This is a genomic window from Treponema sp. TIM-1 (assembly GCF_046533115.1).
GTDB lineage: Bacteria > Spirochaetota > Spirochaetia > Treponematales > Breznakiellaceae > JAIRMO01.
In genome coordinates this window covers 135,479-160,396 of the sequence record NZ_JAJQRC010000001.1, presented here as the reverse complement: position 1 = coordinate 160,396, position 24,918 = coordinate 135,479, and the positions used below count along the sequence as shown (strand labels likewise).

Below are 24,918 nucleotides of genomic sequence, written 5' to 3'. Positions count from 1 at the left end.
CCCGTATTACCTTCCAAATAGGCTCCCCCCTAAACAGCCGCCTTGACAAAACCGCTGTCCCCCAGGATAGTAAAATGCCATGCTGCCCCAACTGTTCCATCCCATTATACAAACCTGGTTTGCCGAAATCTATGGAAAACCTACGGCGGTCCAGCAGGAAACCTGGCCCCGGATCGTCCGGGGGGAACACGTATTGGCCCTGGCCCCCACAGGAAGCGGAAAAACCCTCACCGCCTTCCTCGTGGTTATTGATCGGTTTATTCGGGGAATCTATCCACCGGAGGGCCTCTCGGTACTTTACGTTTCCCCCCTCAAGGCCCTCAACGAAGACATCCGGCGGAACCTCCTGGAACCCATAGCCGCCCTCCGATCCTGCTTTGAAGCCCAGGGCATCCCCTTTCCAGAACTTCGGGTGGAAACCCGGTCCGGGGATACTCCCCAGGGGGAACGGCGGCGTTTTCTTAAAGCTCCCCCGGTCATCCTAGCCGTAACCCCGGAAAGCCTGGCCATCATGCTCCTCAACCCCCGGAGCCGGGTTATCCTGTCGGGGGTGAAGTATCTAATCCTCGACGAGATCCACGCGGTCTTGGGAACCAAACGGGGAAGTTTCCTCTTCTGCCAGGTGGACCGGCTGGCCCTCATTGCCGGAGAATTCCAGCGGGTAAGCCTCTCCGCCACCATACATCCCCCCCAAGGGGCCGCGGAATTGGTAGGCGGCCTTAAAGCCTTAGACGGGGGGTATGAAAAGCGGCAGGTCTCCATCGTAGCGCCCCCCATGGAAAAGCACATCGACTTGGTCATCGATTTCCCCTCCGACCAGGGGGAGTTCCGGAAACCGGACCGCTACGGAAAACGATACACGGTCCTGGTCAACACCATCCTGGAACGGATAGCCGTAAACCATGGAGCCGGTGGCGGGGCTACCTTGGTATTTACCGATTCCCGCCGCCGGGCGGAACGGATCGCCTTTCTTTTAAACGAGGCCGCGGAAGAAACCCTTGCTTTTACCCATCACGGTTCCCTTTCCCGGGAGGTACGCCGGGAGGTGGAAGCCGGGCTAAGTTCGGGACGCCTGCCCTGTGTGGTGGCCACCTCTTCCCTGGAACTGGGGATAGATATAGGCCGAATCGCGGAGGTGATCCTGGCGGGGAGCCCCGCTTCTTCCACCGGGGCCCTCCAACGGATCGGGAGATCCGGTCATGGGGTGGGGCTGGTAAGCCGGGGCAGGCTGCTGCCCTTCCACGGCCTGGATTTGCTCACGGCGGCGGCCCTGGGGGCTGCGATTCAAGATAAGGAGATTGAAGAAACAAGGGCCATAGAAAATCCTCTGGATATATTGGCCCAGATTATGCTCGCCCTCTGTGTGGAAAAAAACCGGAACATCGACGAGCTATACCATACCCTCCGGGGGTTTTATGTGTTTAAAACCCTCTCCCGCTCCGCCTATGACCGGGTCATCCGGATGCTCCTGGGCCGTTATGAGGCCCTCCGGCTTAGGGATTTAAAGCCCCGGCTCTACTTGGATGGGGAGACCGGAGAGCTCTGTCCCCTTAAAGGGACAAAGCTTCTCCTCTACGCTTCCGGGGGAGTTATTACCAATCGGGGGGCTTATTCCCTGCGGACCCCCGAAGGAACCAAAATTGGGGAGTTGGATGAGGAATTCGTCTGGGAGCGCCGTATTGGGGACTGTTTTGATTTCGGCAACCGTTCCTGGCGGATCCTTTCCATAGGCCCTGAAGCGGTGGAGGTCAGCCCCCTCCCGGCGGGAGCCGACTTTACCCCCTTCTGGAAGGCGGAAGCGGCTTTCCGCAGCCCTGTTCTGGTGAGGCGGATCCTGGAAAATTTTGACCGTCTTAATTCGGATAACCGGGATTACTTTACGGGGCTGGGACTTTCCGATTCGGCATTCCGGGAACTTATGGATTTTATCTCTTCCGAAAGATCCACCCAGGGGGATCTTCCCTTGCCGGGGAGTGGATTTATCCCGGTGGAAATTGTCGATGATCCGGTGAATCGGGGGGATTCCTACCAGGTGATCCTCCACAGTTTCCGGGGGGGCATGGTGAATTATCCCCTGGCCCTGGCCCTGGCGGAGGAACTGGAAGATGCCCTCCACACCCGGATAGAAACCTTTCCCGACGATAACGCCGTTCTCCTCCTTTTGCCCCGGTCCATTGCTGGTACGCCGGAAGAACTGTTGATTCGCCATCTAAAAACCCTGGGGGAGTACCAGGGGGATAAACTCCGGGGGGAGGGGCAATTTTACCGGCGCTTTGAGTCTTCCGGGCTTTTCGGCGCTTCTTTTCGGGAAGCGGCAGAACGATCCCTGCTCCTCCCCCGGGCGGGATTCGGAAAACGGACCCCCCTCTGGGTCATGAGGCAAAGGGCAAAACGGCTTTTCGACGAGGTTTCTTCCTACGGTGATTTTCCCATGGTGGCTGAAGCATGGCGGAGCTGCCTTGGAGACCAATTCGACCTCACGGGGTTTACCGGCCTTCTCCGGGATATTCGGGAGGGGAAGACGGCGATCTCCTTTTTTAGAACCCAAAAACCAAGCCCCTTTGCCCGGGACCTGGTCTGGAAGGAAACCAATACCCTTCTCTACGAATATGACGAACAAAGGGAACTACGAAAGGGAGGGCCATCCCTTTCCGGTTTGGTTATTGAGGAAGCCCTGGAAAATGCCCGGTCCCGGCCTCCCCTGTCCCCCCGGGTGACGGCGGACTTTTGTGCCCGGCTCCGGCGGGAATTTCCCGGCTGGGCTCCCGAGGATGAGCGGGGGCTTACGGAATGGGTTAAGGAACGGATAGCAATTCCCCAGGATGAATGGGAGGACCTTCTCCGGGTACTGCCGGAAGAATTCCGGAAACGCTGCCGGGAAGACCCAACCCTGGGAGGAAAGATAGGTTTTGTCCGGCGGGAGGGGGGGGCTTTTCCTGCCGTGGTTCACCGGGAATGGGCCCTCTCCTGGAAACAGGACGCCCCGGTTTTGCTGGGACCCTGGCTTCGTTATGAGGGCCCCCTCTCCCTCTCCCGGATTGGGGCCTTTTTCGGCCTTTCCCCGGCGGAAATGGAAGGGGCGGTGGCGGCCCTTGCCGAAGAGGGCTGGCTGGTCCGGGATGTAACCCTGGGGGAAGAACCGGGGTATGTCTGTGACCGGGAGAACCTGGACTTCCTCCTTCGCCTTTCCCGAAAGCAGGCCCGGCGGGAAGTCAAGGAACGGCCGGCGGTCCTCCTTATCCCTTACCTCGCCCGGCGTCAGGGGATACTTCCCCGGGGATCCTCCCGGGGGATCGCGCCATGGGAAGCCCTATGGGGTTATACCGCCCCGGCGGTCCTCTGGGAACGGGATATCCTTCCCATCCGGGACCCTGATTATTCCGGGGAGACCCTGGATGGGAAGATCCGGGCAGGGGAACTCCTCTGGTACGGTACGGGGAAAGAACGGACCGCCTTTTGTCCTCCCGAAGATATGGACCTTGCCGGGGGAGAAAAATTGGGGGCGATCCCTCCCTTTGAAGGCAGGGGAGATCCCACTTTTTTTAATTCCCCCAAAGATTTCTGGGAAATAAAGGAAGCGTTGGGTATGGATAACCCTTCCTGCGCCGCGGCCATCTGGGAAGAAGTCTGGAAGGGCCGGCTTTCGGCGGATTCCTGGGAACCGGTACGCCGGGGCTTGGTCCGGGGTTTCGTACCTCGGGAAAAAGAAGCCCTCCCAATCCGTCCCCCGGGGAGGCCGAAACGTCTCCCCAGGGCGTTGCGGGATCGCTGGCGGGCCGGCCCTCCGGTACCGGGACGGTGGTTTTCCCTGGAGCCGGACTATGGGGAGGATTTAGCTAACGATAAATTGGGGGGCTTTGATCCCCTGGAGATGGAGGAACTTGAAAGAGACCGGGTCAGGCTTCTCCTTAAACGATGGGGTATCCTCTGCAGACCCCTCCTGGAACGGGAACTCCCCCACCTCTCCTGGGCCCGGCTGCTCCCGGCTATCCGGCGGCTGGAGCTGGCAGGGGAAGTAATGGCAGGCCGTTTTTTTGAGGGTATCAATTCCCTCCAATTCGCCTCCCCGGAAATCCCCGGGGAACTGGAAGAAACCGAAGGGGAAACTTCGATTTATTGGATGAACGCCGCGGACCCCGCAAGTCCCGCGGGACTTTCTCTGGAAGGGCTTGATCCCCGGCTCCCGCCCCGGCAGCAAAATACCCGGCTTTGCTTTCGGGGATCCCAGCTTCTGGTTGTTGCCGGGCGGGGGGCTAAGGATATCGACCTATTTATCTCCCCGGAGGATCCCGACCTGGGGGATGCCCTCGCATTTTTAACCTTTCCGGGGACTAGGGCGGTTCATCCGGAGCGGAAAATCACTATAGAAACCGTTAACCATCGTCCCGCCGCCTCCGGAGCATATGCGGCGGCCCTTAAATCCCTGGGTTTTCTCCCGGATCGGGGGAAACTCATCCTCTGGTTATAAGGAAAAGAGCCCCCATAAAACCGGTGCCCGATACCATCATACTTTTATTTGGTGAAAAACGTTGAAAGATATTCACATTTTATGAATTATCAATCATAATTTATTTAAAGACTCGATATGAAAAGTTTTTTTATCTTTTTAGTTGACTTTTTAAGGAGATAAAATGATTAAAAAGATATCTTTTATATGGTTGATATCTCTGTTGTTGACTCCCTGGGGGGGATTTGCGCAGATAACACCCGCCGGTGACGCCAGGAGAGTAATAATAATGCCCTTTGCCGGCTTGGATGATACGATAGATCCCATTCAGTTCTATGATACGGTGGTCGCGGAAGTGAACAATCAGGACGGTTACTATCCCCAGACAATATCGGTAGCCGAATACCCGGAGATTCTCTATATGTCCCCGGACTTATCCCCGAATACAAAATATCTGGGGGACTCAAAATATGTACTTACCGGGGAATTTTATTTTGATACCGAAGATTTGCAGCATTTTCAGCTTTGGCTCTGGAATTCTTCCACGGGAAGCCTGGTCTATACCGATGAGATGGTCAGCGAGGATGATGAAGAATCCCTTACGTATATACCGATGTTGGTAAGCTGGATTTTTTCCCAAATTCCTCCTAACGAAGACTTGGTTATGATAGACATGACCCCAAAAACGCAAACAGCCACCGAAGTAACCACCAATGTCGGTGACGTTTTAGAGAAGCCTGTGGAGGAGAATAAACGTCCCCTGGGGCGGCTCTATCTTGGCCTTCGGGGTGGTGCTACTTTCAATACCTATTCCATTCCCCAAGGAACCCGGACTTATGAAGGCGGCCTAAGCCGGAGCTTTAGCTATGGGGCCGCTTTACTTGCGGAATTCAGGATTATGCGCTTTTTAAGTCTCCGGCTGGAGGCGGTTTTTAGCCAGGATACCTTCAAGGCGGTAGAAAGCGACGGGGACGGAACCTACAATAAATTTAAGCCCATGACCCTGAGTTTCCCCCTCTTGATAAAGATGCCTATTGAGTTTGACGCTTTTGATCTATCCATTTATACCGGCCTCTATGGAGTGCTGCCCCTGGGCAAAATAAACGTACAAACCAGCAGTTCAGACGGAAACTATAACTATACGATAGATCCGCCCTTCGGTGTTTCTTTTGGCATGGATCTGGGATTCCCCCTTGGCCCCGGAAGTCTCCTTTTTGATATGCGCTACAACAGGGACCTGGGGGTGACGAACGTTCAGAGCATAAACAGGCTGCAATATACCTTGGAAAGGATAGGTTTATCCCTGGGCTATAAATTTCTCCTGTGGAAATATTGATCGGAAGGTGGGATGCCCGGGGATTTTCATTGGCCGGTACCGGGAGGCTCCAAAAAACGTAGCTCGCTTACCAGCGGATCACCGGTATCGGTTTTGCACAGGCGGCGCAGTAATAGGTGTTTTTTCCCTTGGTCTTTTCTAAAACCATCCCTTTCATAGCTACCGAATATCCCCGGCGTCTAATTAAAAGGCTGCCGCAGTGGGGGCAGGAGGTGTCGTTGGTTTCCCCGGGGATGTTTCCCGTATAAACATACGACAGGTCCTTCCGGGCCCGGCGGGCGATTTTTTCAAGTTCGCAAGCATCCGTGGAGGGGGCATCCCAGTGGTAGTCCGGATGATAGGCCGAAAGATGCCAGGGGATACAGGGAGAAAGGTCCTTCAAAAATCCTATGGCCCCTGCAATTTCCTCTTCTCCGTCGTTAAGGCCCGGTACTATGAGGGTGGTAATTTCCAGGTGTACTCCCATCCGGTATGCCAGGGTGATAAAATCAAGCACCGCCGTTAAATTTCCCCCCAGGGTCCGGGCATAGGTATCCTGGGAAAATGACTTAAGATCGATATTGGCCGCATCGATCAGGACCAGGACCTCCGCCGCCGCTTCTCCCTGTAAACACCCGTTACTCACCAGTACATTGGCTATTCCCTCTGCATGGGCGATTTTCATACAATCCAGAAGATATTCAATATGGATCAGGGGTTCCGAATAGGTATAAGCAATCTGGGTACACCCAGCGGCCAAGGCTGTCGCCACCGCTTCCTCCGGAGGAAACAACCGGGTATCCGCCTGGGTACCCTGGGAGATATGCCAATTTTGGCAGAAAGGACAAAAAAGGTTACAACCCAGGAACCCCAAGGATAGGATAAAACTACCGGGCCGGTAATGGTAGAGAGGTTTTTTTTCAATAGGATCCACCGCTGCGGAGGTGATGCGGCCGTAAAAAGGGATGGTCCCCACCCCATCCCGGTTAATTCTGACCCCGCACCGGCCTGATGCCCCCGGCAAAATAAAACATGACCGGGGACAGAGGGTACATTGGATCCTTTGGTATTTATCCTCCTTAGGAGAAGGGATAAAATACCGACCCCGGGGAGGGGTCATGGAATAGAGGACCTTAAAAGCCCTTCATGTTTATCCTGGTATTTACCGGCAAAGGGTATCGACTCCTCCACCTCAAAGGGTTCCAAAATAACCCCATGGGCCCCTTTGCGGATCCATAGCTTTACCAGAGGCACCCCCTCCCCGGCTTCGGTGACCGCAGAGAGGACATCCTCTACACAGAGCACATCCTCAAATTTAAATTCCAAGAGCTTGGTATTTTCCCCCAAGGGATCGTAAATGAGAATAATTCTGTTCTTATCCGAGGGATGCTGCCGGGGACACCCAATAAAAGGAACCGTATCCTTAGGAGGGCCTCCCGCAGTTTTTACGATCTCATAAAACGGTTTTAGTTCAAGCAGGCTTGCTATCCCCATGGTTACCTCCCTTTTTAACTATAAACCCTAGCCGGAGAGGGATCAACCACTAAATTCTACAAACGCCCTTCGATCCAGAGATTGATAAGGTACCGTGAGACCGAACCAAACCCCGGAAGGTCGGGGAGTTCATCCCGGCGGAACCAACGGGCATCTTCAATCTCTTCCCCATCGGGGGTAATCGTACCCCCGGCATAACGGGTCTTAAAGCCGATCATCAAAGAATTGGGGAAGGGCCAGGGCTGGGACGCTACATAGGTCGTATCCCGGACCTCCAGCCCCACCTCTTCCCGAACTTCCCGGCCCACGGCCGCCTCCAGGTTTTCTCCCGCTTCGGTGAACCCCGCAATAAGACTGTAGACCTTACCGGCAAATTTTTTATTATGGGCCAGGAGCGCCTTGCCATCGTCCCGGAGAATGAGGACGATAATAGCCGGAGATATCCGGGGATATTCCAGCCTGCCGCAGGAAGGACAGAGCCGGGCAAGTTCAACCGGGGCATCCCCATTCCGGGTTCCACAGCTTCCGCAAAAAACCGATTCCCTCCGCCACTGCATAATATGATAAACCCGAAAAAATCGTCCGATTAACCCGCCGCCGTCAAGAATTTCCCCCCCATTCGCCGCCATGAGAGAGAGGGCAGAACGGCTGGGCAAAGAACACCAATGGGGGGGAAGGGATACCGTATCATCCAGAAGACACCCCGCAATGGTAGTAGTTCCATCGGTGGAGGGTACCAAAAAGGGAACCACCTCCCCAAAGGCCCTCCGGATCTGTTCCGGGGAAAGCCCCCGGAAACCGGGTGTTTCCAAAACATCCTCCGGTACAACCAGATTATTCCCCTGAAAAAGATAAACCCCGTTTGTTGGATCCGTAGACAAAATTTTCTCCCCTTCCTCAATGGTCAGATGACTATACTTTTTGAACTATTTTAGGAACCCCTAAACCGAGCCGGCCCGCTTTTCCGTAAATCTAAGGCAACTGTTTCAAATGAAACAGCCTCATTTCGTAAGCCGTCTTAACGTGGTTTCATTAGGGGTACCATCGAGCAGGGTTAACATTTTAGTGGTACGGTCTCCGGCGGTCCAAAGTTTATAGGCTATACCGCTTTTCCAGGTTCCCTTGTCCTGAATGTGGATTAAGCCTTCTTCCCAATAACCGTTGTCGTCACGACCGCTTGCGGATTCTTCTGAATAGCCGGAAAGTAAAACCGTATGGGTAAAATCGCGCAGGGCTTTTACCGGGCCGGTAACGATAATGGTGTCAGATTTAAGCTCCAGCTGACCTCTGGCGGTATTTACGGTCTGTCCTTCCGGCCAAAAATCCTGCGCGATACATTCCCAAGCGGTATTCGAAAGGTAGGAGGAAAAATATTTTTGCTCATCGTTATTGGTAATATACACGTCACAGGAAGCAACGAGGAACGAAAAGACGGCAAAAATCAGAATAAAAGGTAATTTGGTTTTCATCGGCGCTTACGGGATAACCGCTGCCTGAATTTCACTATACGGCCCCTTTCCCCTTTTTGTTTTGTATACAGGGTTTTGACGTTCCGGTACATACCTTTGAACCGGTTAAACCATATATAATACGATACCTTCAGGGGGTACTTTTGTCAAGGTCGGCACTATCCACCTTTAGGGCAGAGATATTTGCTTTTATTCGGGATACACCCCGTCACCACGGAGACTTATCCAACCTTAAAACACCGGACCCGGTGGGGGTGATGGCTTTCACCGGGATTCCCCGGGTCCTGTTCCCCGGAGCTTCCGCTAAGATCCCGCAACTCCGGATGTTCCCGGAAGCAGCGATCTTCCGCCAGGGGACAGCGATCGGCAAAGGCACAGCCCGCGAGTAGGGTAACCGCTTTCTTGAGTTCCCCTGCCCCGGAAGGAACCTCCACGGCGGCGCCGATAACTGCGGAAAAGAGGAGCCGGGTGTACGGGTGGAGGGCGGTCCTGAAAAGATCCCCCGCGGGGGCCTCTTCCATAAGTTCCCCCCGGTACATGACCCCGATCCGATCGCAGAAATAACCGGCCACCTTAAGGTCGTGGGCGATAAAAAGGAAAGAAAGGTTCCGGCGGGAACGGATATCTAAAAGGAGGTTGAGGATCTGCCCCTGGATGGAAACATCCAGGGCGGAAACCACCTCGTCACAGATGAGCAGGTCCGGGGACATAAGCAGCCCCCGGGCGATGGAGATCCGCTGCCGCTGCCCGCCGGAAAATTCCGCGGGCCGTCGTTCCAGATCGGCCTTCCCCAAACCCACCTCCTCCATGATAGCCTCCGCCTCCTTTCGGCCCCGTTTTTCCCCGGGCCAGCGGGAGGACCGGCGGTACCCCGAAACCAGAACCTCGTAAATAGTCATCCGGGGGTCAAGGGACCGGGCCGGGTCCTGGAACACATATTTGACCTTTTCCCGGTATTTTTTAAGTTCCCCCGATTTTAGGGCATTGACATCGGTGGTATCCTGAAAAAGGATGGTTCCCCCGTCACTCTCGTACATCCGTACCAGGAGCCGAGCGGTGGTAGTTTTTCCGCATCCCGATTCCCCCACCAGCCCATAGGACTCATTTTTCCCGATGGAAAAGGATACCCCGTTCACGGCATACACAAAGCGGCCGAACCGGGCAAAAAAACCCGCCTCCAGGTTAAAACGTTTCTGTAAATTCTTTACCGTGATTACCGCCATCAGATGCCTCCCCGGAAACAGCGGAGTTCATAGGCCCCCCCGGGGTTTCCTTCAGACCAAAGGGACGGGACCTCTTTGGCGCAGCGGCCTTCCGCCAAAGTGCAGCGGGGGGCAAAGGGACAGCCCGGTTCGGGGTTCGCGGGGTCCGTTACCTTACCGGGGATGGAAAAAAGCCGTTCCCGGGAATAATGACTGCCGAACCGGGGAGAAGCGGCAAGAAGGGCCTTGGTATAGGGGTGGCGGGGGCGGTCAAGGATAAGTTCCGACGGCCCCGATTCCATCACCAGCCCCCCATACATCACCATGATCCGGTCGGAAAGGTCCGCCACCAGGTCGATATCATGACTGATAAAAACAATGGCAAGCCCCCGGCTTTTTCGCAGGGATTTGAGGAGATCGATAATCTGTTTTTGAATGGTCACATCCAGGGCGGTGGTGGGCTCATCGGCGATCAAGAACTCCGCGGATTGGGCCAGGGCCAGAGCCACGCCGATCCGCTGGAGCTGTCCACCGGAAAACTGGTGGGGGAAATTGGAGAGCCGTTCCCGGCTGTTCTCCAGGCCGGTTTCTTCAAGGAGGGACACCGCCCGTTCCATGGCGGCCTCCCGGCTTATCCCCGGCTCCTGGTTGCGGAAGGTTTCAAGAAAGACCTTTTCCATATTTTGGAGGGGATCGTAGGAACGGCCCGGTTCCTGGAAGATCATCCCGATCCTTTTCCCCCGGTATTTCCTGAGTTCCGGCACATCCAGACCCCGCAGTTCCTTCCCTTCAAATCGTATGGAGCCCCTGATCCCGGCACTATGGGGCAGAAGACCCGGTATGGCCTGGGTGGTAACACTTTTTCCCGAACCGCTTTCCCCCACAATACCCAGGATCTCCCCCCGGTTAAGGGAAAAGGACACCCCCCGGACCGCTTGAATCGTGGTTTGGGTAAGTCCCCGGAGGACGGAGAAACGCACCTCAAGGTCCCGTACTTCCAGTAAAGGTATAGGGGCGCCGGACCCGGGAGGGGCCGGTAAAGATTCCGTTCCTGAAGCCGGCCTATCGCCTCCCCTGGGTTTCATAAAGGAGGGCAAAAGCCTTCTTATCCCCAAACTCCTCCGCTTTTCTTTTCCCCCCCTCCCTAAACTGTGGTAGGGATCGAAAAAGTCCCGGAGGGCATCGCCGATAAAGTTAAACCCTAGGGTTACCCCCAGAAGGAACCAAACGGGCCAGAGCAGCCAGGGATAGTTTCTGAGGTTACTCAGGGTGGAAATATCCCGCTTGATCAGGGAACCCCAGCTTACCGCGGGGTCCACGATCCCCAGTCCCAGATAGGACAGGGTGGTTTCGGTCATAATAAACCCCGGTACCGAAAGGGCGATACTCACGATAAGGAGGCTCGCGATCTGGGGAATGATATGGCCCGCGATAATCACCGGCGCGGGGATCGTTTCCAGTTGGGCGTTCATCACAAATTCTTCCCGCTTAATCGCGTGGACCATACCCCGGATAGTCCGGGCTGAGCCGGGCCACCCCACCAGGGAGAGGATCAGGGTGATCATCATGTAGGACTGGCCGGAATCCATGGTTGAGGATAACAGGGACCGTAAAAAGAGGATGAGGTAGAGTCCCGGAATGAGCATGAAAAATTCAGCGAAGCGCATGATGGTCCAATCCGTGGCGCCCCCAAAGTACCCCGAAAGGCCGCCGAAGAGGATGGCAAGCCCCAGGGAAATGGCGGTGGCGATAAAACCGATGGTCAGGGATATCCGGCTGCCGTAGACAATCCGGGAAAAGAGGTCCCGGCCCAGATGATCCGCCCCCAGCAGGAAGGCCGGATAGGAGCCGGGGGGGGCGGTAAAGAGGTGCCTATCCATGGGGATGATACCCCAGAGTTTATAGGGTTCCCCCCGGCCCCAAAAGACCACCGACCCATAGGAACCCCTGACCCGGGCATAATGCCAGTTTACGGTATTTATCACCCGGGCCTCCTGGGCCTGGAATTTCCCTTCAAAAAGACGCAGGTTTGGGGGATGGTAGGTTTTATCCGCAAAGGAGGTGGCGGCTCCATAGGGGGCGATGAATTCGGCGAAGATCATCATCAGGTAGAGGAGAACCAGGGTAATGAAGGCGAAAAAACCCAGCGGCCGCAAACGGAGGTAGCGTAAAAACTTTTTCATCTACCCTTTCCCGTACCGTATTCTGGGATCCACCAGGGCCAGGATTATGTCCGAGAGAACCATCCCCAACAGTACCAGGAAGGAAACAAACATGATATTGGAGAGGACCAGATTGATATCCTCCTGGAGTACCGCTTCGTACATAAGCCGCCCCATACCGGGGTAGGCGAAGATGATCTCCAGAATCAGGGAACCCGAAAAGAGCCCTGCCAGAAGGTTGGCACTTCCGGTGATATAGGGGTTCAGGGTGTTTCGGAAGGCGTGATTAAAATAGATCCGCCATTCCCCGATACCTCGGGCCCGGAGGCTCGTGATATAGGGCTGTCCCAACTGGTCCAGCATGGTGGCCCGGATCATCCTGAGGGTTCCCCCGATACCCCCCAGAAAAGCCGCCAGAAGGGGGAGGAAGACGTGATGGAGGTAGGAGAAGGTAAACCGCACCGGCGCTTCGGCAAAGGGGAAGGGAGGATAGGCGGTTACCGGGAAAAGCCCGGTCACCGAGGCGAAGAGCTGAAGCAGGATCAACATGAGGATCCCCGGAAAAGCATGGAGGACCAGGGCAAAAAAGGTCACCGCCAGGTCTGTTTTGGTCCCCGCCTTGGTGGAAAAGTAGACCCCCAGGACAAAGGAAAAAAAAGTGATGAGAACCAGGGACAAGAGGTTGAGGAGGACCGAGTTGAAGATTCGGGAGGCGAGGAGAAAGGATACCGGCGCCCGGGAGATAAGGCTCGTCCCCAGATCCCCCCGGAGGACCCGGCTGAGCCAGTGGAAATACTGAATGTAAAAGGGCTGGTCCAGCCCCAACTCCGCCCGACGGGCGGCAAGCTGCTCCAGGTCCATGATTTGCTGGTTCTGTCCCGGCCGGATTTGATTTTCCCCGAAGATCTGTTGGAGCATGATCCGATCCACGATATCTCCGGGAGCCAGTTCCATAAGGCCGAACACCGCGAGGCCCAACATAAAAAGCATCACCGCCATGGTAAAAAGCCGCCCCAGGATATAGGAAACGAGGGGGGCCTTTTGTTTAAAAAGAAAAAAAGGCCGTAAAAGGATAAGGACGATACCCCCGGGCTCCTGCTTTTTCATGGCTTAAGGAATATATGGGTGGTCTCAAACCCGTTCAGGTTATCGTAATACACATTGGACTGATCCCAGCGATTAAGGAGGGCCGAAAAACTCCGGGGCCGCAGGAGGTATATCACCGGGCATTGTTCCAGGATTATCTCCTGGTACTCGTTCCAGAGGAGCCGGGCCTTATCCCGATCCAGGGTATAGGCCCCCTCGTTGTAGAGGTAATCGACCCGGGCCTCCCATTCGGTGGCGGGACTTTCCTGCAGGGGATACCACAGATGGAGGTTCCCGTCGGAGGGCCACACATTGCTTCCCTGGGTAGGGAAAATATTGGACCCCGAAAGGCCCATCAACATGGACTGCCATTCAAAGCTGGTAAAGAGCTGTTCGACCATCTTCTGAAAATCCACCACCCGGATATTCACCGTGATTCCCACCTGGGAAAGCTCCGTCATAATAATCGAAGCGATATCGGCGACCATAGTACTTTCGGAACGGATGGTGAGGTCAAAGGTTACCGGCCGCTGCCGGTCGTCTCGCAGGATTCCTGAGCTGTCCCGTTTCATGCCGATGGATTCCAGCAATTCCAGGGCCCGAGGGGGATCGTAGAGGTATGCCAATGTTATTTCCGGGTTGTAATAGGGGTTCGGCTCGGGGAAGAAGTTGAGCTTCGGTTCCGCCAGCCCCCGGTAAACCTGGGAGGCGATCCGGTCCCGGTTCAAAAGGCAGCTCATGGCCTGACGGAATTCCTTTTGGGTAAACCACTCGTATTGGGGGGTATCCCGGTATTTAGGGTTCTGGTTAAAGGTCCAGAAGGACGCGCTGAGGCTCCCCTCGGCGTTAAAGACTGTGTAATCCGCCTCAGGTTTATTGAGCAGTTCCTCCAGGTCCTCGGGACGGGCGTCGTAGGATTCGATCTGTCCCTCTTTAAATAACAGGAACTGGGTATTTTCATCGGGAATTATCCGGATGATCTCTTCTTCAATATAGGGAATGGAAAGGCCGTTACGGTCCTTGTCCCAATAATCCTTGTTCCGTTTGTACACCAGCCGCTGTCCCGGGGTGTATTCGGTGAGGAACCACATTCCCATGGAGGGTATCTTTTTGGGGTCCCCGTCCACGCTGAAAAGCTCCTGTACCCCCTGGACTCCCCGTTCCCGTTTGGCATCCCCATAATCAAGCCGGGGGGCGATAGAACGGTTGGTGGCTAAGAGGGGTTCCGCTACAATCCGGGGAAAATGAAACACAAACCGTTTATCGTCGATTTTTTCTATATCAATATGGCCTTCACTGCCGTCCTCCAGGGTAAGGAATTGACCGTTGTAGCCGGAACTCCGGAAAGCGGGGTCCCCCTCTATCTCGTTGTACCAGAAGATCACGTCGTCGCTGGTGACCGGAATTTTCATCTCCGAATTATAGTAACTCCAGTAGAGGTCGTCCCGCAGGGTGTAGACGAGGTCCATGGTACCCGCTTCTTCGTCGGCCGTTATTTCAAAGGAAGCGCACCGGGGTTTCCACTCCCGTTTAACCACGTCGTAGTCCACGAGCCAGTCCAACATACTCCTCACCACGGCGGCGGTAGCGCTGTCCTGTTCGCCCACGAGGATGTTAAAGCTCTTGGGGTCCTCAGACATAACGTCGCGCCAGGTTCCGGCAACCCTGCCGGGGACAAACTCCTCCCCTCGCCAGGGTTTGGTCACGGTTTTCTCCAGAATTCCTTCAAGACCCTCGGTACTCAAGGCATCGATAGCTTCAGAGGAAAGCTCCTCGCTCCGGGTACAGGAAGCAAAGGCGATAAGCAGGCAAAAACCGCCAATAAGGGGTAAGCTAGTTTTCATAGGGGTATTGTATCTGTCCCGAAGGGGGGTGTCAATGCAAAAGCTTGACACAAAAAAGAGAAAGAGAACGAACAACATTTTTTAAGTACCCGGATAACTCTCCCCACCGCCTTTGAAGGGGGTTCCCTACGGGGAAATCTGAGTATCAAGTTCTATTGGATTCCTCACTTGTCTTTGTGTCTACCTGATAGGATAAGGTTCAGACCCGCCGGGCGGATTCAGGGTGGGGATGCATAGGGCGTTTGGGTATTGACCACAGGTGGGGCAAAGCAACCATAGTGCCAGGCACTTGCTCACTGCCCACTATTCATTCTTCCTTCTTTTTTCGCCTTGGTGGTTAAATTTCACGCTTTCCTACGGGAAGACGCGTCCGGTATCATCGATGAGGATAAAGGCCGGGAAGTCCCGGACTTCAATGAGCCTGACCGCCTCCATGCCCAAGTCCGGGTAATCGATAATTTCTTCGGAGAGAACGTGCCGTTCCGCGGAAAGGGCCGCGGTTCCCCCCATGGCGCCCAGGTAGAAGCCCCCGTATTTTTTACAGGCCGCCTTCCATTGGGGGCCCCGGTTCCCCTTGGCCAGGGTAACCAGGGAGGCTCCCTGGGACATGAATTCCTCCCCATAGGGATCCATCCGCTGGGCCGTAGTGGGCCCCAGGCTTCCTATCACCTTACCCAGCGGGGTTGCCGCGGGGCCCGCATAGTAGACAGGGTATTTGAAAAGGTAGGCCGGGAGTCCCTGTCCCCGGCTTAAGAGGGTATGCCACCGGAGATGGGCCGCGTCCCGGGCAACCAGGAGTTTCCCCGAAAGGAGGACCCGGGCCCCCGCCCGCAGCCGGGACAGGGCCGCCAGGATCTCTCCCATGGGCCGGGACAGGTTTATCCGGGACAGGCCCTCCCCGGTACCCCCGGCATGGTCCCCAAGGTCTGAAACCGCGATACCCCGTTCGGCCAGAAATTCTCCGGGGTTCTCGATGAGTTTTTCCAGATGGATGCCCGCGCCGTCGATAAAGGCCAGAAGGTTCCGATGGGCATTGCAGGATACTCCGATGGAAACAGGACAGGAGGCGGCATGCCGGGGAAGACGGAGGACCCGGACATCCAACAGAAAGGAAGTTCCCCCAAACTGGGCCCCCAGGCCGCTTTTTCTGCCGATTTCCATAATCCGGTTTTCCCAAGAGGAATCCCGAAAAATCCACCCCCGGTTTTGCCCGGCGGAGCCGTCATGGGTATCAAAAAAGGGGGCCCCATCCAGGATTTCGGTGGTGGCGAGTTTGAGCACTTCCAGGTTGAATTCCGGACTGGTCCCTCCCACCACCACGGCGAGACGATAGGGAGGACAGGCGGCGGTCCCCAGGGCGGGGATCTGTTCCTCCAAAAAGGCCGCAAAGGCTTTTTCTTCCAGCAGGGCCTTGGTCTTGGAAAAAAAGGCGGTCTTATTGGACGATCCCCCTCCTTTGGCTACAAAGAGAAAGCGGTAACCGGGATTTGCGGCTTCTCCGGGAAGGGCCTCAAGCCGAATCTGGGCGGGGAGGTTATTCCCGGTCGGATATTCATCAAAAAAAGAAGCGGGGGCGGTCTGGGAAAACCGGAGATGGTTTTTTTTATAGGCCCGGACAATCCCCGCCTCCAGCTCCGCCCCGTCGTCTACACCGGTATAGACCCCCTCGTCTTTCCACCCGTAGATCACTGCGGTCCCCGTGTCCTGACAGAGGGCCAGTTCTCCCCGGGCGGCGACAACGGCGTTCTCCAGCAGGGAGGAGAGTACCAGCCGGTCATTGGGGGAAAGTTCCGGGCAGGCCAATGGTTTTGCGAGAAGTTCCAGATGGCTCTCCCGGAAATAAAAGGCCAGGGCACTGAAGGCTTCCTCCGCGAGCAGCCGGAGCAGTGCCGGGGAGATACAAAGCCGCCCGTCGGTAAGAGCCGGCTTGGTACCGGGCGCTACCAAAGTTCTAAATTGGGTTTTTTGAAAGGCGTTGGAAATAAGGGGGCGTAAATCCTGTCTATCCATGGTTACGATTTATGGTTTCGCCGTCCTTGCGGCCTGGGCGGGCAGCAGGTATTTTTCAATATATTCCCGCTTAATCCGTAACAATTCATCCTGGGGAATTTCCGTAAGTACCTGCCAACCCAGATCCAGGGTACGCTCAATACTTCGGTTTTCAAATTCTCCTTGGGAAAGAAAGATTTGTTCCATTTTTTCGCCGAATTTGAGGTATTGTTTATCCCCCCCGGAAAGTTCCTCTTCTCCAATAATGGAAGCCAAATTCCGCACCTGCTTGACCCGGGAATAGGCGGCGAAAAGCTGGCTCGACACATCCTTATGATCCTCCCGGGTCATGCCGGGGCCTATGCCGTCCTTCATGAGCCGGGAAAGACTGGGGAGCCCTGCCACCGGAGGATAGACCCCCCGCTGGGTAAGTTCCCGGTCCAGGACGATCTGTCCTTCGGTGATATACCCGGAAAGATCCGGGATGGGGTGGCTGATGTCATCGTTGGGCATGGTAAGGATAGGGATCTGGGTGATGGACCCGGTGGAATCGCTGATCTTCCCCGCCCGCTCGTAGAGGCTTGCCAGATCGGAATAGAGGTAACCCGGATAACCCTTGCGGCTGGGGACCTCGCCCCGGACGGAAGAAACCTCCCGGAGGGCTTCACAGTAGTTGGTCATATCGGTCATCACCACCAGGACATGCATGTTTTTTTCGTAGGCCAGGTATTCCGCGGCGGTCAGGGCGCACCGGGGTGCCACCAGCCGTTCCAGGGAAGGGGCGTCCGCCAGGGAAAGGAAAACCACCACATTGGTCAGAACCCCGGTCCGCTCAAAACCGTCCAGGAAAAACCGGGCCGCATCATATTTGACCCCCATGGCACAGAAGATCACCACAAAAGGCTCAGGACTCTCCCCACCGGCGTTCAAAATCTTCGCCTGACGGACGATCTGGGCGGCAAGCTGATTATGGGGAAGGCCGTTTCCCGAAAAAATCGGCAGTTTCTGGCCTCGGATAAGGGTATTCATTCCGTCAATCGCGGAGATCCCGGTCTGGATAAAGTCCCGGGGGTAGGTCCGGGCATAGGGATTAATGGGAAGGCCGTTTACATCCATGGTGAGGGAAGAGAAAATATCCCCATAGCCGTCGATGGGTTCCCCCAGACCGTTAAAAATCCGGCCTAAAAGACCGGTACCCACCCGGAGTTCCATGGGCTTTCCCAGAAATTCCACCCGGCTGTCATCCGCGGACAGGCCCGTATTGTTTCCAAAGAGCTGAATGGCGGTCCAGTCTTCGCTCATATCTACCACCCGGCCCAGGCGCCGTTCTTCGTCCCGGCCATAAACCGCAACTACCTCATTGAACCCCACATTCCGGCCCCGGCTGGTGAATACCACCGGACCCTCAATCCGGGAAAGCCCCCGATATTCTATACCCCTCATACGAAACCTCCGCGGGAACCTTTTTTAAACATACCCTTCATAACATATCCCGGTTCCGGTAACCCCGTTCCAGTTCTTCCAAAGCCCCCCGCATTTCCCGTTCAAAACTTAACAGCCCCTCGGGATCGTCATTTTTGACCTCACTTTTCAGCCGGGAAAGCCGTTCCCGGATGGGAAGGGAGTTGATCTTATACAGGGGCGCCCCTAATTTGATACAGGCCTGGGATCGCTGATAAAATTCCATAATAAGTTCCAGTAGCCGTATCTGTTTGGCAGGAATGCAGTACATATCCACTTCGTCAAAGGAATTTTGCTGGAGAAAGCCGTTTTTGATGATATCCGCCGCGAGGAGGATAAGGCGTTGATCATCGGGAAGGGCGTCGGGGCCGATGAGCCGGACGATCTCCGACAGGCGTTCCTCCTTTTTAAGAAGGTCCAGGGCTTCCTGGCGTACCGGAGCCCACTGGGGGTTCACTTTTTCCCACCAGGGTTCCACTTCCCCGGCATATTCGGAATAACTGTCTATCCAACTGATGGCGGGATAATGCCGGGCATTAGCCAAATCCCGGTCCAGAGCCCAAAAACACCGAATGAACCGTTTGGTATGCTGGGTAACGGGTTCGGAAAAATCCCCTCCCGGGGGAGAAACCGCTCCGATAATGGAAATAGACCCTTCAGCCCCCCCATAGGTACGGACCCGGCCGGCCCGCTCGTAAAATTCCGCGAGCCGTGTGGGGAGGTAGGCGGGAAATCCCTCCTCGGCGGGCATTTCCTCCATACGGCCCGAAAGCTCCCGGAGGGCCTCGGCCCAGCGGCTGGTAGAATCCGCCATGATCGCCACATGATAACCCATGTCCCGGTAGAATTCCGCCAGGGTAACCCCGGTATAGATGGATACTTCCCGGGCCGCCACCGGCATATTGGAGGTATTGGCAATAAGGATGGTTCGTTCCATGAGGGACCTTCCGGTACGGGGGTCGGTAAGTTTGGGGAAGTCCGTGAGGACATCGGTCATTTCATTGCCCCGTTCCCCGCAGCCGATGTAGATGATCACATCCGCATCGCACCATTTGGCGATAGCATGCTGGGTCATGGTTTTACCGGTTCCGAAGCCTCCGGGAATGGCCGCGGTACCCCCTTTGGAGAGGGGAAAAAACACGTCGATAACCCGTTCTCCGGTGATCAAGGGTCTGTCCGGGGCAAGCCGCTCCGCACAGGGCCGGGGGATCCGTACCGGCCACCATTGGGCCAGGGGAATGGCCTCCCCCGCATCGGTCCGGGCTACCACCGTATCCGGAGGGTAGTCCCCGGGGGGGATGAGTTCCGTAAGCCGGCCTCCCCGAATAGTAGGGGGAATCATGATTTTACAGGTGATGCTTTCCGTTTCCTTAACCGTTCCCAGGGTTAAGCCCGGAAGAGCCTTCACTTCAGTTCCCGCGGCTAACCGGGCGGTGATTTCCTGGTCGGGAACAAAGGTCCAGGATTTGGCGGGGTCCAGAGGATTCCCTCGACTGCCCGATGCCATAAAGGGACCGTTTTGCTTAAAGAGAACCTCCAGGGGGCGCTGAATCCCGTCATAGATGGTACCGATAAGTCCGGGACCGAGGAGTGCCGAAAGGGGCCTGCCGGTAGATATTGCCGAAGCGCCGATCTTGAGACCCGTCTCATCCTCATATACCTGGATCACCGCCTCGTCCTGTTCAAGGCGGACTATCTCGCCGATGATCCGTTTTTCCCCCACCTCCACCACATCAAAAAGTCCCGCCCCACCGAGTCCCGATGCACGGATGATGGGGCCGGAAATTCTCCTGACCTTACCTTCAATCACCCCAAAAATCCTCCCCCAAAAGTGCCGCTACCAGTTCGGCCCGCTTGTCCTCAAGCAATTCCCGGGCTATCCCGTCGATTGAGGCGATGATCCGTACCGCCTGAGTATCGGCGACCAAGGCAGGAAAGGTCCCGGGTAATCTGAAACCGGGCTCCGCCTGTTTTAAGACCCAGACCCCCTGGGGAAATACCCGCTGTAAAAGCCCCCGGACCTCTTCCTGGGTAAGTCCCCGGTAGATAACCGGAAGCTCCCCTTGCCGCGGATCTTCAAGTTCAGGACATTTCCGAAACCGTTTTGCCAGTTCCTCTTCCAAAAGGGAAAGAATCCTTTCCCGGGATAGACCGGTAAGGTACCCTTCTATGGCGGATTGCAGGAAGGATTCCACCTTTTCGGATCTAATCCTCCGTTTGTCCAGGGGAAGCCGGGCCATGATTTCCGTCCGGGTTTGTTCTTCCCGGCGTTCATACCGCCGGCCTATATCGGCCACGGCGTCTTCGGTTTTCTTTTTCCAAAGTTCTTCGGCGGATTGCACCGTGTCATCCGCGGTCTTGAGGATGCGGTAGGCCTTTCTTCGGGCATCTTCCAGTATTTCCCGATCCAGTATGTCTGTTGATCGCAGTTCTTCCATAAAAATCCCTAAACCCGTATTCCTATGGCTTCCCGGATAGAATCGACCAGGGTCTTTCGGCCCTCCAATTTTCCCAGGGTACCGGGAATCTCCACCACCAGGGGATAGCGGCCGGAAAGCTGCCATTGGGTCAATACATCCCCCAGCCAATCTGCGGTTTCTTCGGTCATGATTAGCACCCGGCAGCTTTCGGAATTGGGAAGTACCGTTCCGGCGGTTTCATCCCAGCCCTGGGTTATCTTTAAAAAAACCGAACGGGCATGGTAGGCATCGGTAACGGCTTCTCCGCCAATACCAACAAATCGAAAAGCGGTTACCAACTCTTCATCCCCAATAAAAAAATAATCCACCGGCTTCTAAAATATCATGATCAGGAGGGCTACCAGAAAACCCCAGAGACATATCCCCTCGGCAAGCCCCGCATAGGGCAGGGCCTTTCCGGAAAGTTCCGGATTTTCGCTCATGGCCCCCATGGCCGCCGACCCAATCTGCCCCACCGCGACTCCCCCGGCAATACAGGAGATCCCCACCGCCAGGGCCGCGGCAAAATACTTCCACACTGAAGTATTCCCCCCTTGGGCCTCGGATACCGCTTCGGCAGCGGTATCCTGAAGTTCCTGGGCAAAACCTACGGTGCCTGAAAGAGCACAGAGAACCAGGACAAAAAGGATAACCAAACGTTTCATCATATAACTCCTCAAAATCTTGAGCCTTCCCTTTTCAAAACCCGGTTGGTTTTAAAAAAGGCTTAAAAAAACAGCCAAAGGACTGGTTTTTTCTTTAAATTAAGTCAGTTTCAAAACTCAGGTGGGGTTTAAAACTGACCCTGCAAAAACGGCCGGAAGGCTCGTTTCTACATTTAAATCCATGGATGCTTTTTCAAAATCTGACCTTCTGAAAAAGCCCCCCTTACTCGGAATTCCGGACCTTGCCCGTAACAGCCTCCCGGCGAAACCGGAAGGGGGAAAATTCCACCCCGGTTTCGGTAAAAAATTTGCTAAAAAACTCATAATATTGTAGACGCACCACCTGAATGGCTACGATCATTCCTTCAAGCAGGATTATCACGGCGTTCCCAAAGATCATGATAATCACCGAAAATACCGGCCCCCCGGCAAGGTGGGCGACCATCCCGGAAAGGGTAAATACTATAAAAGAAAGTACCGCATGGGACAGGGCGAAGGCCCCAACCCGAAGAAAACTAACCGTATTGGAGATATAGGTCGACGCGGTTTCCAGGATTTCCACAAACCCTTCCATAATAAAAACCATCAACCCTTGCTCCAGGACCGGCCGTTTTCCGGATATGATCCGCCAAATAACCGGACCAAAAAAGATACAAAAAGCAGGCAACAACAAACCCCCAAGGTCAAACCAGGTAAAACGCCCTCCCGCCAGGAGCTTTACGGCGATAAAAAGGGCATACCAAAAAAGCAAAATCCCCGCCACACCGGTTTTTGAAAAAAAGGCTTTTTCATATTTTTTAAGAGTATACTGGTTGACAATATTAACCAAAAGCCCCACGGAATTGAGGACTACCCCCACGGCGATGGTAAATCCGAAAAAATAAAAAAGCTTTTCTATACTGCCCTTTTCCGGCATAAGCTGGAGGATCCGTTCGGGGGGTTCTCCGGTCAGGCCGAAGAGATTCATAAAAAAACCTGTCACCGCCTTGGTAGGAGCGATGAGGAGTTCTTCATTGGTAAACACCGAACCGTTTAAAACCCCCATAACCATGGAACTGATCCCCACGGCGATCAGGGGGACAGAATACTTCCTGCTTCCCCGCAGGACCTTAAGTCCCCTTTTTCCGGTTAGAAGCCCTAAGAGGAGCAAGACCAGGCCCTGGCCCACATCCCCAAACATGATGCCAAAGAGGATCGTAAAAAAGAAAGCCACAAAGGGGGTGGGATCTATGGTCCCATAGAGGGGGGCTCCATAGGAAAAAACCACCCCCTCAAAACCCTTGACAAAGGTACCATGTTCCAGGGAAACAGGAACCTTTGTTTTACCTTCCTTTACTTCCTCCACCTCATCGGGATTAAAGGTCCGGATGGCAACCCTTCCTTGGGTACATTTTTCCAGACCCTCCACCAGGTTTGGGACGGCATCCGACGGGACCCAGCCGGATAATATATACACACTCCGGGTGCTCCGCAGCTTTCCCTTGAGCTGTTCCACCAGGAAAGCCATAAGGTAAGCCGCGGCGAGGGAGCTGATGGTACCGCCGTATTCGTTCCGTATCTGGGTCTTTTCGGTATTTAGCTTCCCCAATTCCTTTTCGACCCCCGCGAGCCGGGACTCAAGTCCCGCAAGCAGCTCTCCGGGAACCCCCTTATACCCTTCGGGGATGGTAATGGGAACAAAGGATAGTCTTTTTAACTCCGAATCCAGGGCAAACCGACCCTTTCGGGATGCCGCGGCCAGGACCCGGTCATCGCCGGCCACCCCTTGTCCCAGGGGGATAATTACCGCCCGGTCCGAGAGGTTTTCCCGTAGTTCATTTTGTCTTTTAGGATCCAGCCGCCCAACCCGAAGGGTTAAATAGGAAAGCTGGTCCAAGTCGGAAAAGGGGGCGTTAAGATTGGCAAAAGCTTTGGCTTCATTCAGGGCTTCCTCAACCTTTCTTTTTTCCCCCTTTTCCGTATTTTCCCGGTCACTCAAGATCCCTATGGCGGTGATAATTTTATCGGTAAGGGCCTCCTCCGCTTCCCCGGGAAGGTGGCTGGACTCTTCGGGCTCTTGGGGAAGTTTAATCCCCAGATAAGCGGCCCCGGTTCTTATTCTTTCCAGATTCTCCTGGATATGCCGGTAATCCGCAGTATCCAGGGCATGGACAACACCCCCGGCCTCCTCATCTTCGGAAAGGTGCAGAAGGGCCTGGCGGCCTAAAAATTCTATTACCTGATCCACATCCCGGCTTAAAACGGTGAGCTCAATCTGTTTCATCTTCCTGGGGCGTATCATGGTTCTACCTCCAGCATGGCGAAGACATCTTTGGCGGATAAACCCAGACCGAGGCCTTCGGCCACACTGGTCAAAAGGTCCTCTTCAAACTGCTTGAGTTTAATAAAACAGGAAACGGTATCTATGGAAAAGGGGTTCCGGCGAAAGAACTGCCGGGCCAGGCGGTACAGGTGTTGGGAGGCGGCGTTCTGAAAGTACCGGGGATCGACATTCCAGGACTCCCCGGATTTTTCGGGGTTGAGAAACGCTACCCGGTTCCATTTTTCCCAGTCCGGCCGATTATCCAAAGCCATGGATAAGGAGGCCGCCGCGTCATCCGCCAGGGTTCTATCCGTGGTATCGGAAGCTTCCTGGGGAACATATTTTTTTCCGTTCCTGATGGGAACAAGTATTTTTTTTATTTCCTCCGGGGCCATGCCGTAATAGACCCTGAGCCGTAATGCCCAGGAGGCGTTCCGGAGGGCAATCTCCTCGGCCAGGATCTTTTTAATGGCAATTCTGTCTTTTTCCGGCAGGGAAAAAAGAGAATTCCACAGGAGGGTATAATATTGACGATCCAGCTTGGTCTGCAGGAGGATACCGTTTTTATCGGCATGAACATCCTCATCCAAAAGAAAGGCAAATTCCGTATCCTTTACCATGACCGCCAGATCCGGATAGGCGTTGAAATTTACCGTTCCCAAGGCCCCAAGGTCGATAAATTCCGGGGGTTTTACCTCCCCTCCGGCGATAGCGCTAAGGGCGCTTTTGATATCACCGTATTCATAAGCCCTGACCAAGCGCAAAAGCAGTTCCGGGGGATTTCTAAAGGATAAAACCAGGGCGCTCATCTGTTTTATCGCCCGGCCGACGATACGCTGTTCCAGGTCTACGAGGAGTTCCCGTTCGGGAAGATCCCGGCTTGCCAGGGGAAATACCAAACGATCCAGTTCCGTAAGCCGGGTTATGGGACTAAGCCGCGCAATACCCTTTCCTACAAAGGATTTCCCAATTATCCCGCAGGCTTTGGCAAAGGCGTATGCCCGTTTCCCGGATCCTATCATC

Annotated in this window: 18 protein-coding genes; 2 read left to right on the top strand and 16 right to left on the bottom strand. The window is 55.0% G+C overall.

All coding sequences use genetic code 11. From position 1 onward, the window contains the following. The first annotated feature begins 79 nt into the window (after positions 1–79). Both LQZ21_RS00725 and LQZ21_RS00720 read left to right on the top strand, forming a co-directional pair. Complete coding sequence (locus LQZ21_RS00725) at positions 80–4,468, top strand: DEAD/DEAH box helicase (protein WP_411042175.1); 4,389 nt, start codon at positions 80–82, stop codon at positions 4,466–4,468. A gap of 268 nt (positions 4,469–4,736) precedes the next feature. After that, positions 4,737–5,783: a hypothetical protein gene (locus tag LQZ21_RS00720; RefSeq protein WP_411042174.1), complete on the top strand. Its 1,047-nt coding sequence runs from the start codon at positions 4,737–4,739 to the stop codon at positions 5,781–5,783. Between the two features lie 67 nt (positions 5,784–5,850). Here the strand turns inward: LQZ21_RS00720 and amrS are convergent, their stop codons facing one another. The 16 genes from amrS to LQZ21_RS00640 all read right to left on the bottom strand — a co-directional run bounded on the left by amrS (position 5,851) and on the right by LQZ21_RS00640 (position 24,917). Next, positions 5,851–6,882 (bottom strand): AmmeMemoRadiSam system radical SAM enzyme, encoded by a 1,032-nt coding sequence (amrS, locus tag LQZ21_RS00715; protein ID WP_411042173.1) that lies wholly within the window; start codon positions 6,880–6,882, stop codon positions 5,851–5,853. Next, a complete protein-coding gene (locus LQZ21_RS00710; protein WP_411042172.1) occupies positions 6,879–7,256 on the bottom strand; it encodes a hypothetical protein in 378 nt (125 codons plus the stop codon). The genes amrS and LQZ21_RS00710 overlap by 4 nt, the downstream gene beginning before the upstream one ends. Before the next feature lie 56 nt (positions 7,257–7,312). Then, positions 7,313–8,068 (bottom strand): NAD(+) diphosphatase, encoded by a 756-nt coding sequence (gene nudC, locus LQZ21_RS00705; RefSeq protein WP_411042171.1) that lies wholly within the window; start codon positions 8,066–8,068, stop codon positions 7,313–7,315. 189 nt (positions 8,069–8,257) lie between these two features. Further along, positions 8,258–8,725 carry a hypothetical protein gene (locus tag LQZ21_RS00700; RefSeq protein WP_411042170.1) on the bottom strand — a complete coding sequence of 156 codons (468 nt, stop codon included), beginning with the start codon at positions 8,723–8,725 and terminating at the stop codon, positions 8,258–8,260. Positions 8,726–8,946: 221 nt separating this feature from the next. Continuing rightward, the gene (locus tag LQZ21_RS00695; protein WP_411042169.1) at positions 8,947–9,948 is read right to left on the bottom strand and encodes an oligopeptide/dipeptide ABC transporter ATP-binding protein; all 1,002 of its coding nucleotides are present in this window, start codon (positions 9,946–9,948) and stop codon (positions 8,947–8,949) included. Beyond that, on the bottom strand, positions 9,948–12,110 hold the full coding sequence (locus LQZ21_RS00690; RefSeq protein WP_411042168.1) for a dipeptide/oligopeptide/nickel ABC transporter permease/ATP-binding protein: 2,163 nt from the start codon (positions 12,108–12,110) through the stop codon (positions 9,948–9,950). The genes LQZ21_RS00695 and LQZ21_RS00690 overlap by 1 nt, the downstream gene beginning before the upstream one ends. Next, complete coding sequence (locus LQZ21_RS00685) at positions 12,111–13,196, bottom strand: ABC transporter permease (RefSeq protein WP_411042167.1); 1,086 nt, start codon at positions 13,194–13,196, stop codon at positions 12,111–12,113. It lies immediately after the preceding gene. Then, positions 13,193–15,019 carry an ABC transporter substrate-binding protein gene (locus tag LQZ21_RS00680; RefSeq protein WP_411042166.1) on the bottom strand — a complete coding sequence of 609 codons (1,827 nt, stop codon included), beginning with the start codon at positions 15,017–15,019 and terminating at the stop codon, positions 13,193–13,195. Before LQZ21_RS00680 ends, LQZ21_RS00685 begins: the two co-directional genes overlap by 4 nt. Positions 15,020–15,373: 354 nt before the next feature. Further along, positions 15,374–17,029, bottom strand: coding sequence for a FumA C-terminus/TtdB family hydratase beta subunit (locus tag LQZ21_RS00675; RefSeq protein WP_411042165.1), 1,656 nt, complete (start codon positions 17,027–17,029; stop codon positions 15,374–15,376). A 9-nt stretch (positions 17,030–17,038) separates the two neighbouring features. Then, a complete protein-coding gene (locus LQZ21_RS00670) occupies positions 17,039–18,451 on the bottom strand; it encodes a V-type ATP synthase subunit B (protein WP_411042164.1) in 1,413 nt (470 codons plus the stop codon). A gap of 37 nt (positions 18,452–18,488) precedes the next feature. Continuing rightward, positions 18,489–20,279, bottom strand: coding sequence for a V-type ATP synthase subunit A (locus LQZ21_RS00665; RefSeq protein ID WP_411042163.1), 1,791 nt, complete (start codon positions 20,277–20,279; stop codon positions 18,489–18,491). Further along, a complete protein-coding gene (locus LQZ21_RS00660) occupies positions 20,272–20,907 on the bottom strand; it encodes an ATPase (RefSeq protein ID WP_411042162.1) in 636 nt (211 codons plus the stop codon). The genes LQZ21_RS00665 and LQZ21_RS00660 overlap by 8 nt, the downstream gene beginning before the upstream one ends. An 8-nt stretch (positions 20,908–20,915) precedes the next feature. Continuing rightward, complete coding sequence (locus tag LQZ21_RS00655; protein ID WP_411042161.1) at positions 20,916–21,257, bottom strand: V-type ATP synthase subunit F; 342 nt, start codon at positions 21,255–21,257, stop codon at positions 20,916–20,918. Between the two features lie 6 nt (positions 21,258–21,263). Next, positions 21,264–21,593 (bottom strand): ATP synthase subunit C, encoded by a 330-nt coding sequence (locus LQZ21_RS00650; RefSeq protein ID WP_411042369.1) that lies wholly within the window; start codon positions 21,591–21,593, stop codon positions 21,264–21,266. A gap of 223 nt (positions 21,594–21,816) precedes the next feature. Continuing rightward, a complete protein-coding gene (locus tag LQZ21_RS00645; protein ID WP_411042160.1) occupies positions 21,817–23,856 on the bottom strand; it encodes a V-type ATP synthase subunit I in 2,040 nt (679 codons plus the stop codon). 14 nt (positions 23,857–23,870) lie between these two features. After that, positions 23,871–24,917: a V0D/AC39 family V-type ATPase subunit gene (locus tag LQZ21_RS00640; protein ID WP_411042159.1), complete on the bottom strand. Its 1,047-nt coding sequence runs from the start codon at positions 24,915–24,917 to the stop codon at positions 23,871–23,873. Position 24,918 lies beyond the last annotated feature (1 nt).

Coding starts and splice junctions, on each gene's coding strand:
- LQZ21_RS00725 (WP_411042175.1), top strand. CDS start 80: ATGCTGCCCCAACTGTTCCATCCCATTATACAAACCTGGTTTGCCGAA.
- LQZ21_RS00720 (WP_411042174.1), top strand. CDS start 4,737: ATGCCCTTTGCCGGCTTGGATGATACGATAGATCCCATTCAGTTCTAT.
- amrS (WP_411042173.1), bottom strand. CDS start 6,882: ATGACCCCTCCCCGGGGTCGGTATTTTATCCCTTCTCCTAAGGAGGAT.
- LQZ21_RS00710 (WP_411042172.1), bottom strand. CDS start 7,256: ATGGGGATAGCAAGCCTGCTTGAACTAAAACCGTTTTATGAGATCGTA.
- LQZ21_RS00700 (WP_411042170.1), bottom strand. CDS start 8,725: ATGAAAACCAAATTACCTTTTATTCTGATTTTTGCCGTCTTTTCGTTC.
- LQZ21_RS00695 (WP_411042169.1), bottom strand. CDS start 9,948: ATGGCGGTAATCACGGTAAAGAATTTACAGAAACGTTTTAACCTGGAG.
- LQZ21_RS00690 (WP_411042168.1), bottom strand. CDS start 12,110: ATGAAAAAGTTTTTACGCTACCTCCGTTTGCGGCCGCTGGGTTTTTTC.
- LQZ21_RS00685 (WP_411042167.1), bottom strand. CDS start 13,196: ATGAAAAAGCAGGAGCCCGGGGGTATCGTCCTTATCCTTTTACGGCCT.
- LQZ21_RS00680 (WP_411042166.1), bottom strand. CDS start 15,019: ATGAAAACTAGCTTACCCCTTATTGGCGGTTTTTGCCTGCTTATCGCC.
- LQZ21_RS00675 (WP_411042165.1), bottom strand. CDS start 17,029: ATGGATAGACAGGATTTACGCCCCCTTATTTCCAACGCCTTTCAAAAA.
- LQZ21_RS00670 (WP_411042164.1), bottom strand. CDS start 18,451: ATGAGGGGTATAGAATATCGGGGGCTTTCCCGGATTGAGGGTCCGGTG.
- LQZ21_RS00660 (WP_411042162.1), bottom strand. CDS start 20,907: ATGGAAGAACTGCGATCAACAGACATACTGGATCGGGAAATACTGGAA.
- LQZ21_RS00650 (WP_411042369.1), bottom strand. CDS start 21,593: ATGAAACGTTTGGTTATCCTTTTTGTCCTGGTTCTCTGTGCTCTTTCA.
- LQZ21_RS00645 (WP_411042160.1), bottom strand. CDS start 23,856: ATGAAACAGATTGAGCTCACCGTTTTAAGCCGGGATGTGGATCAGGTA.
- LQZ21_RS00640 (WP_411042159.1), bottom strand. CDS start 24,917: ATGATAGGATCCGGGAAACGGGCATACGCCTTTGCCAAAGCCTGCGGG.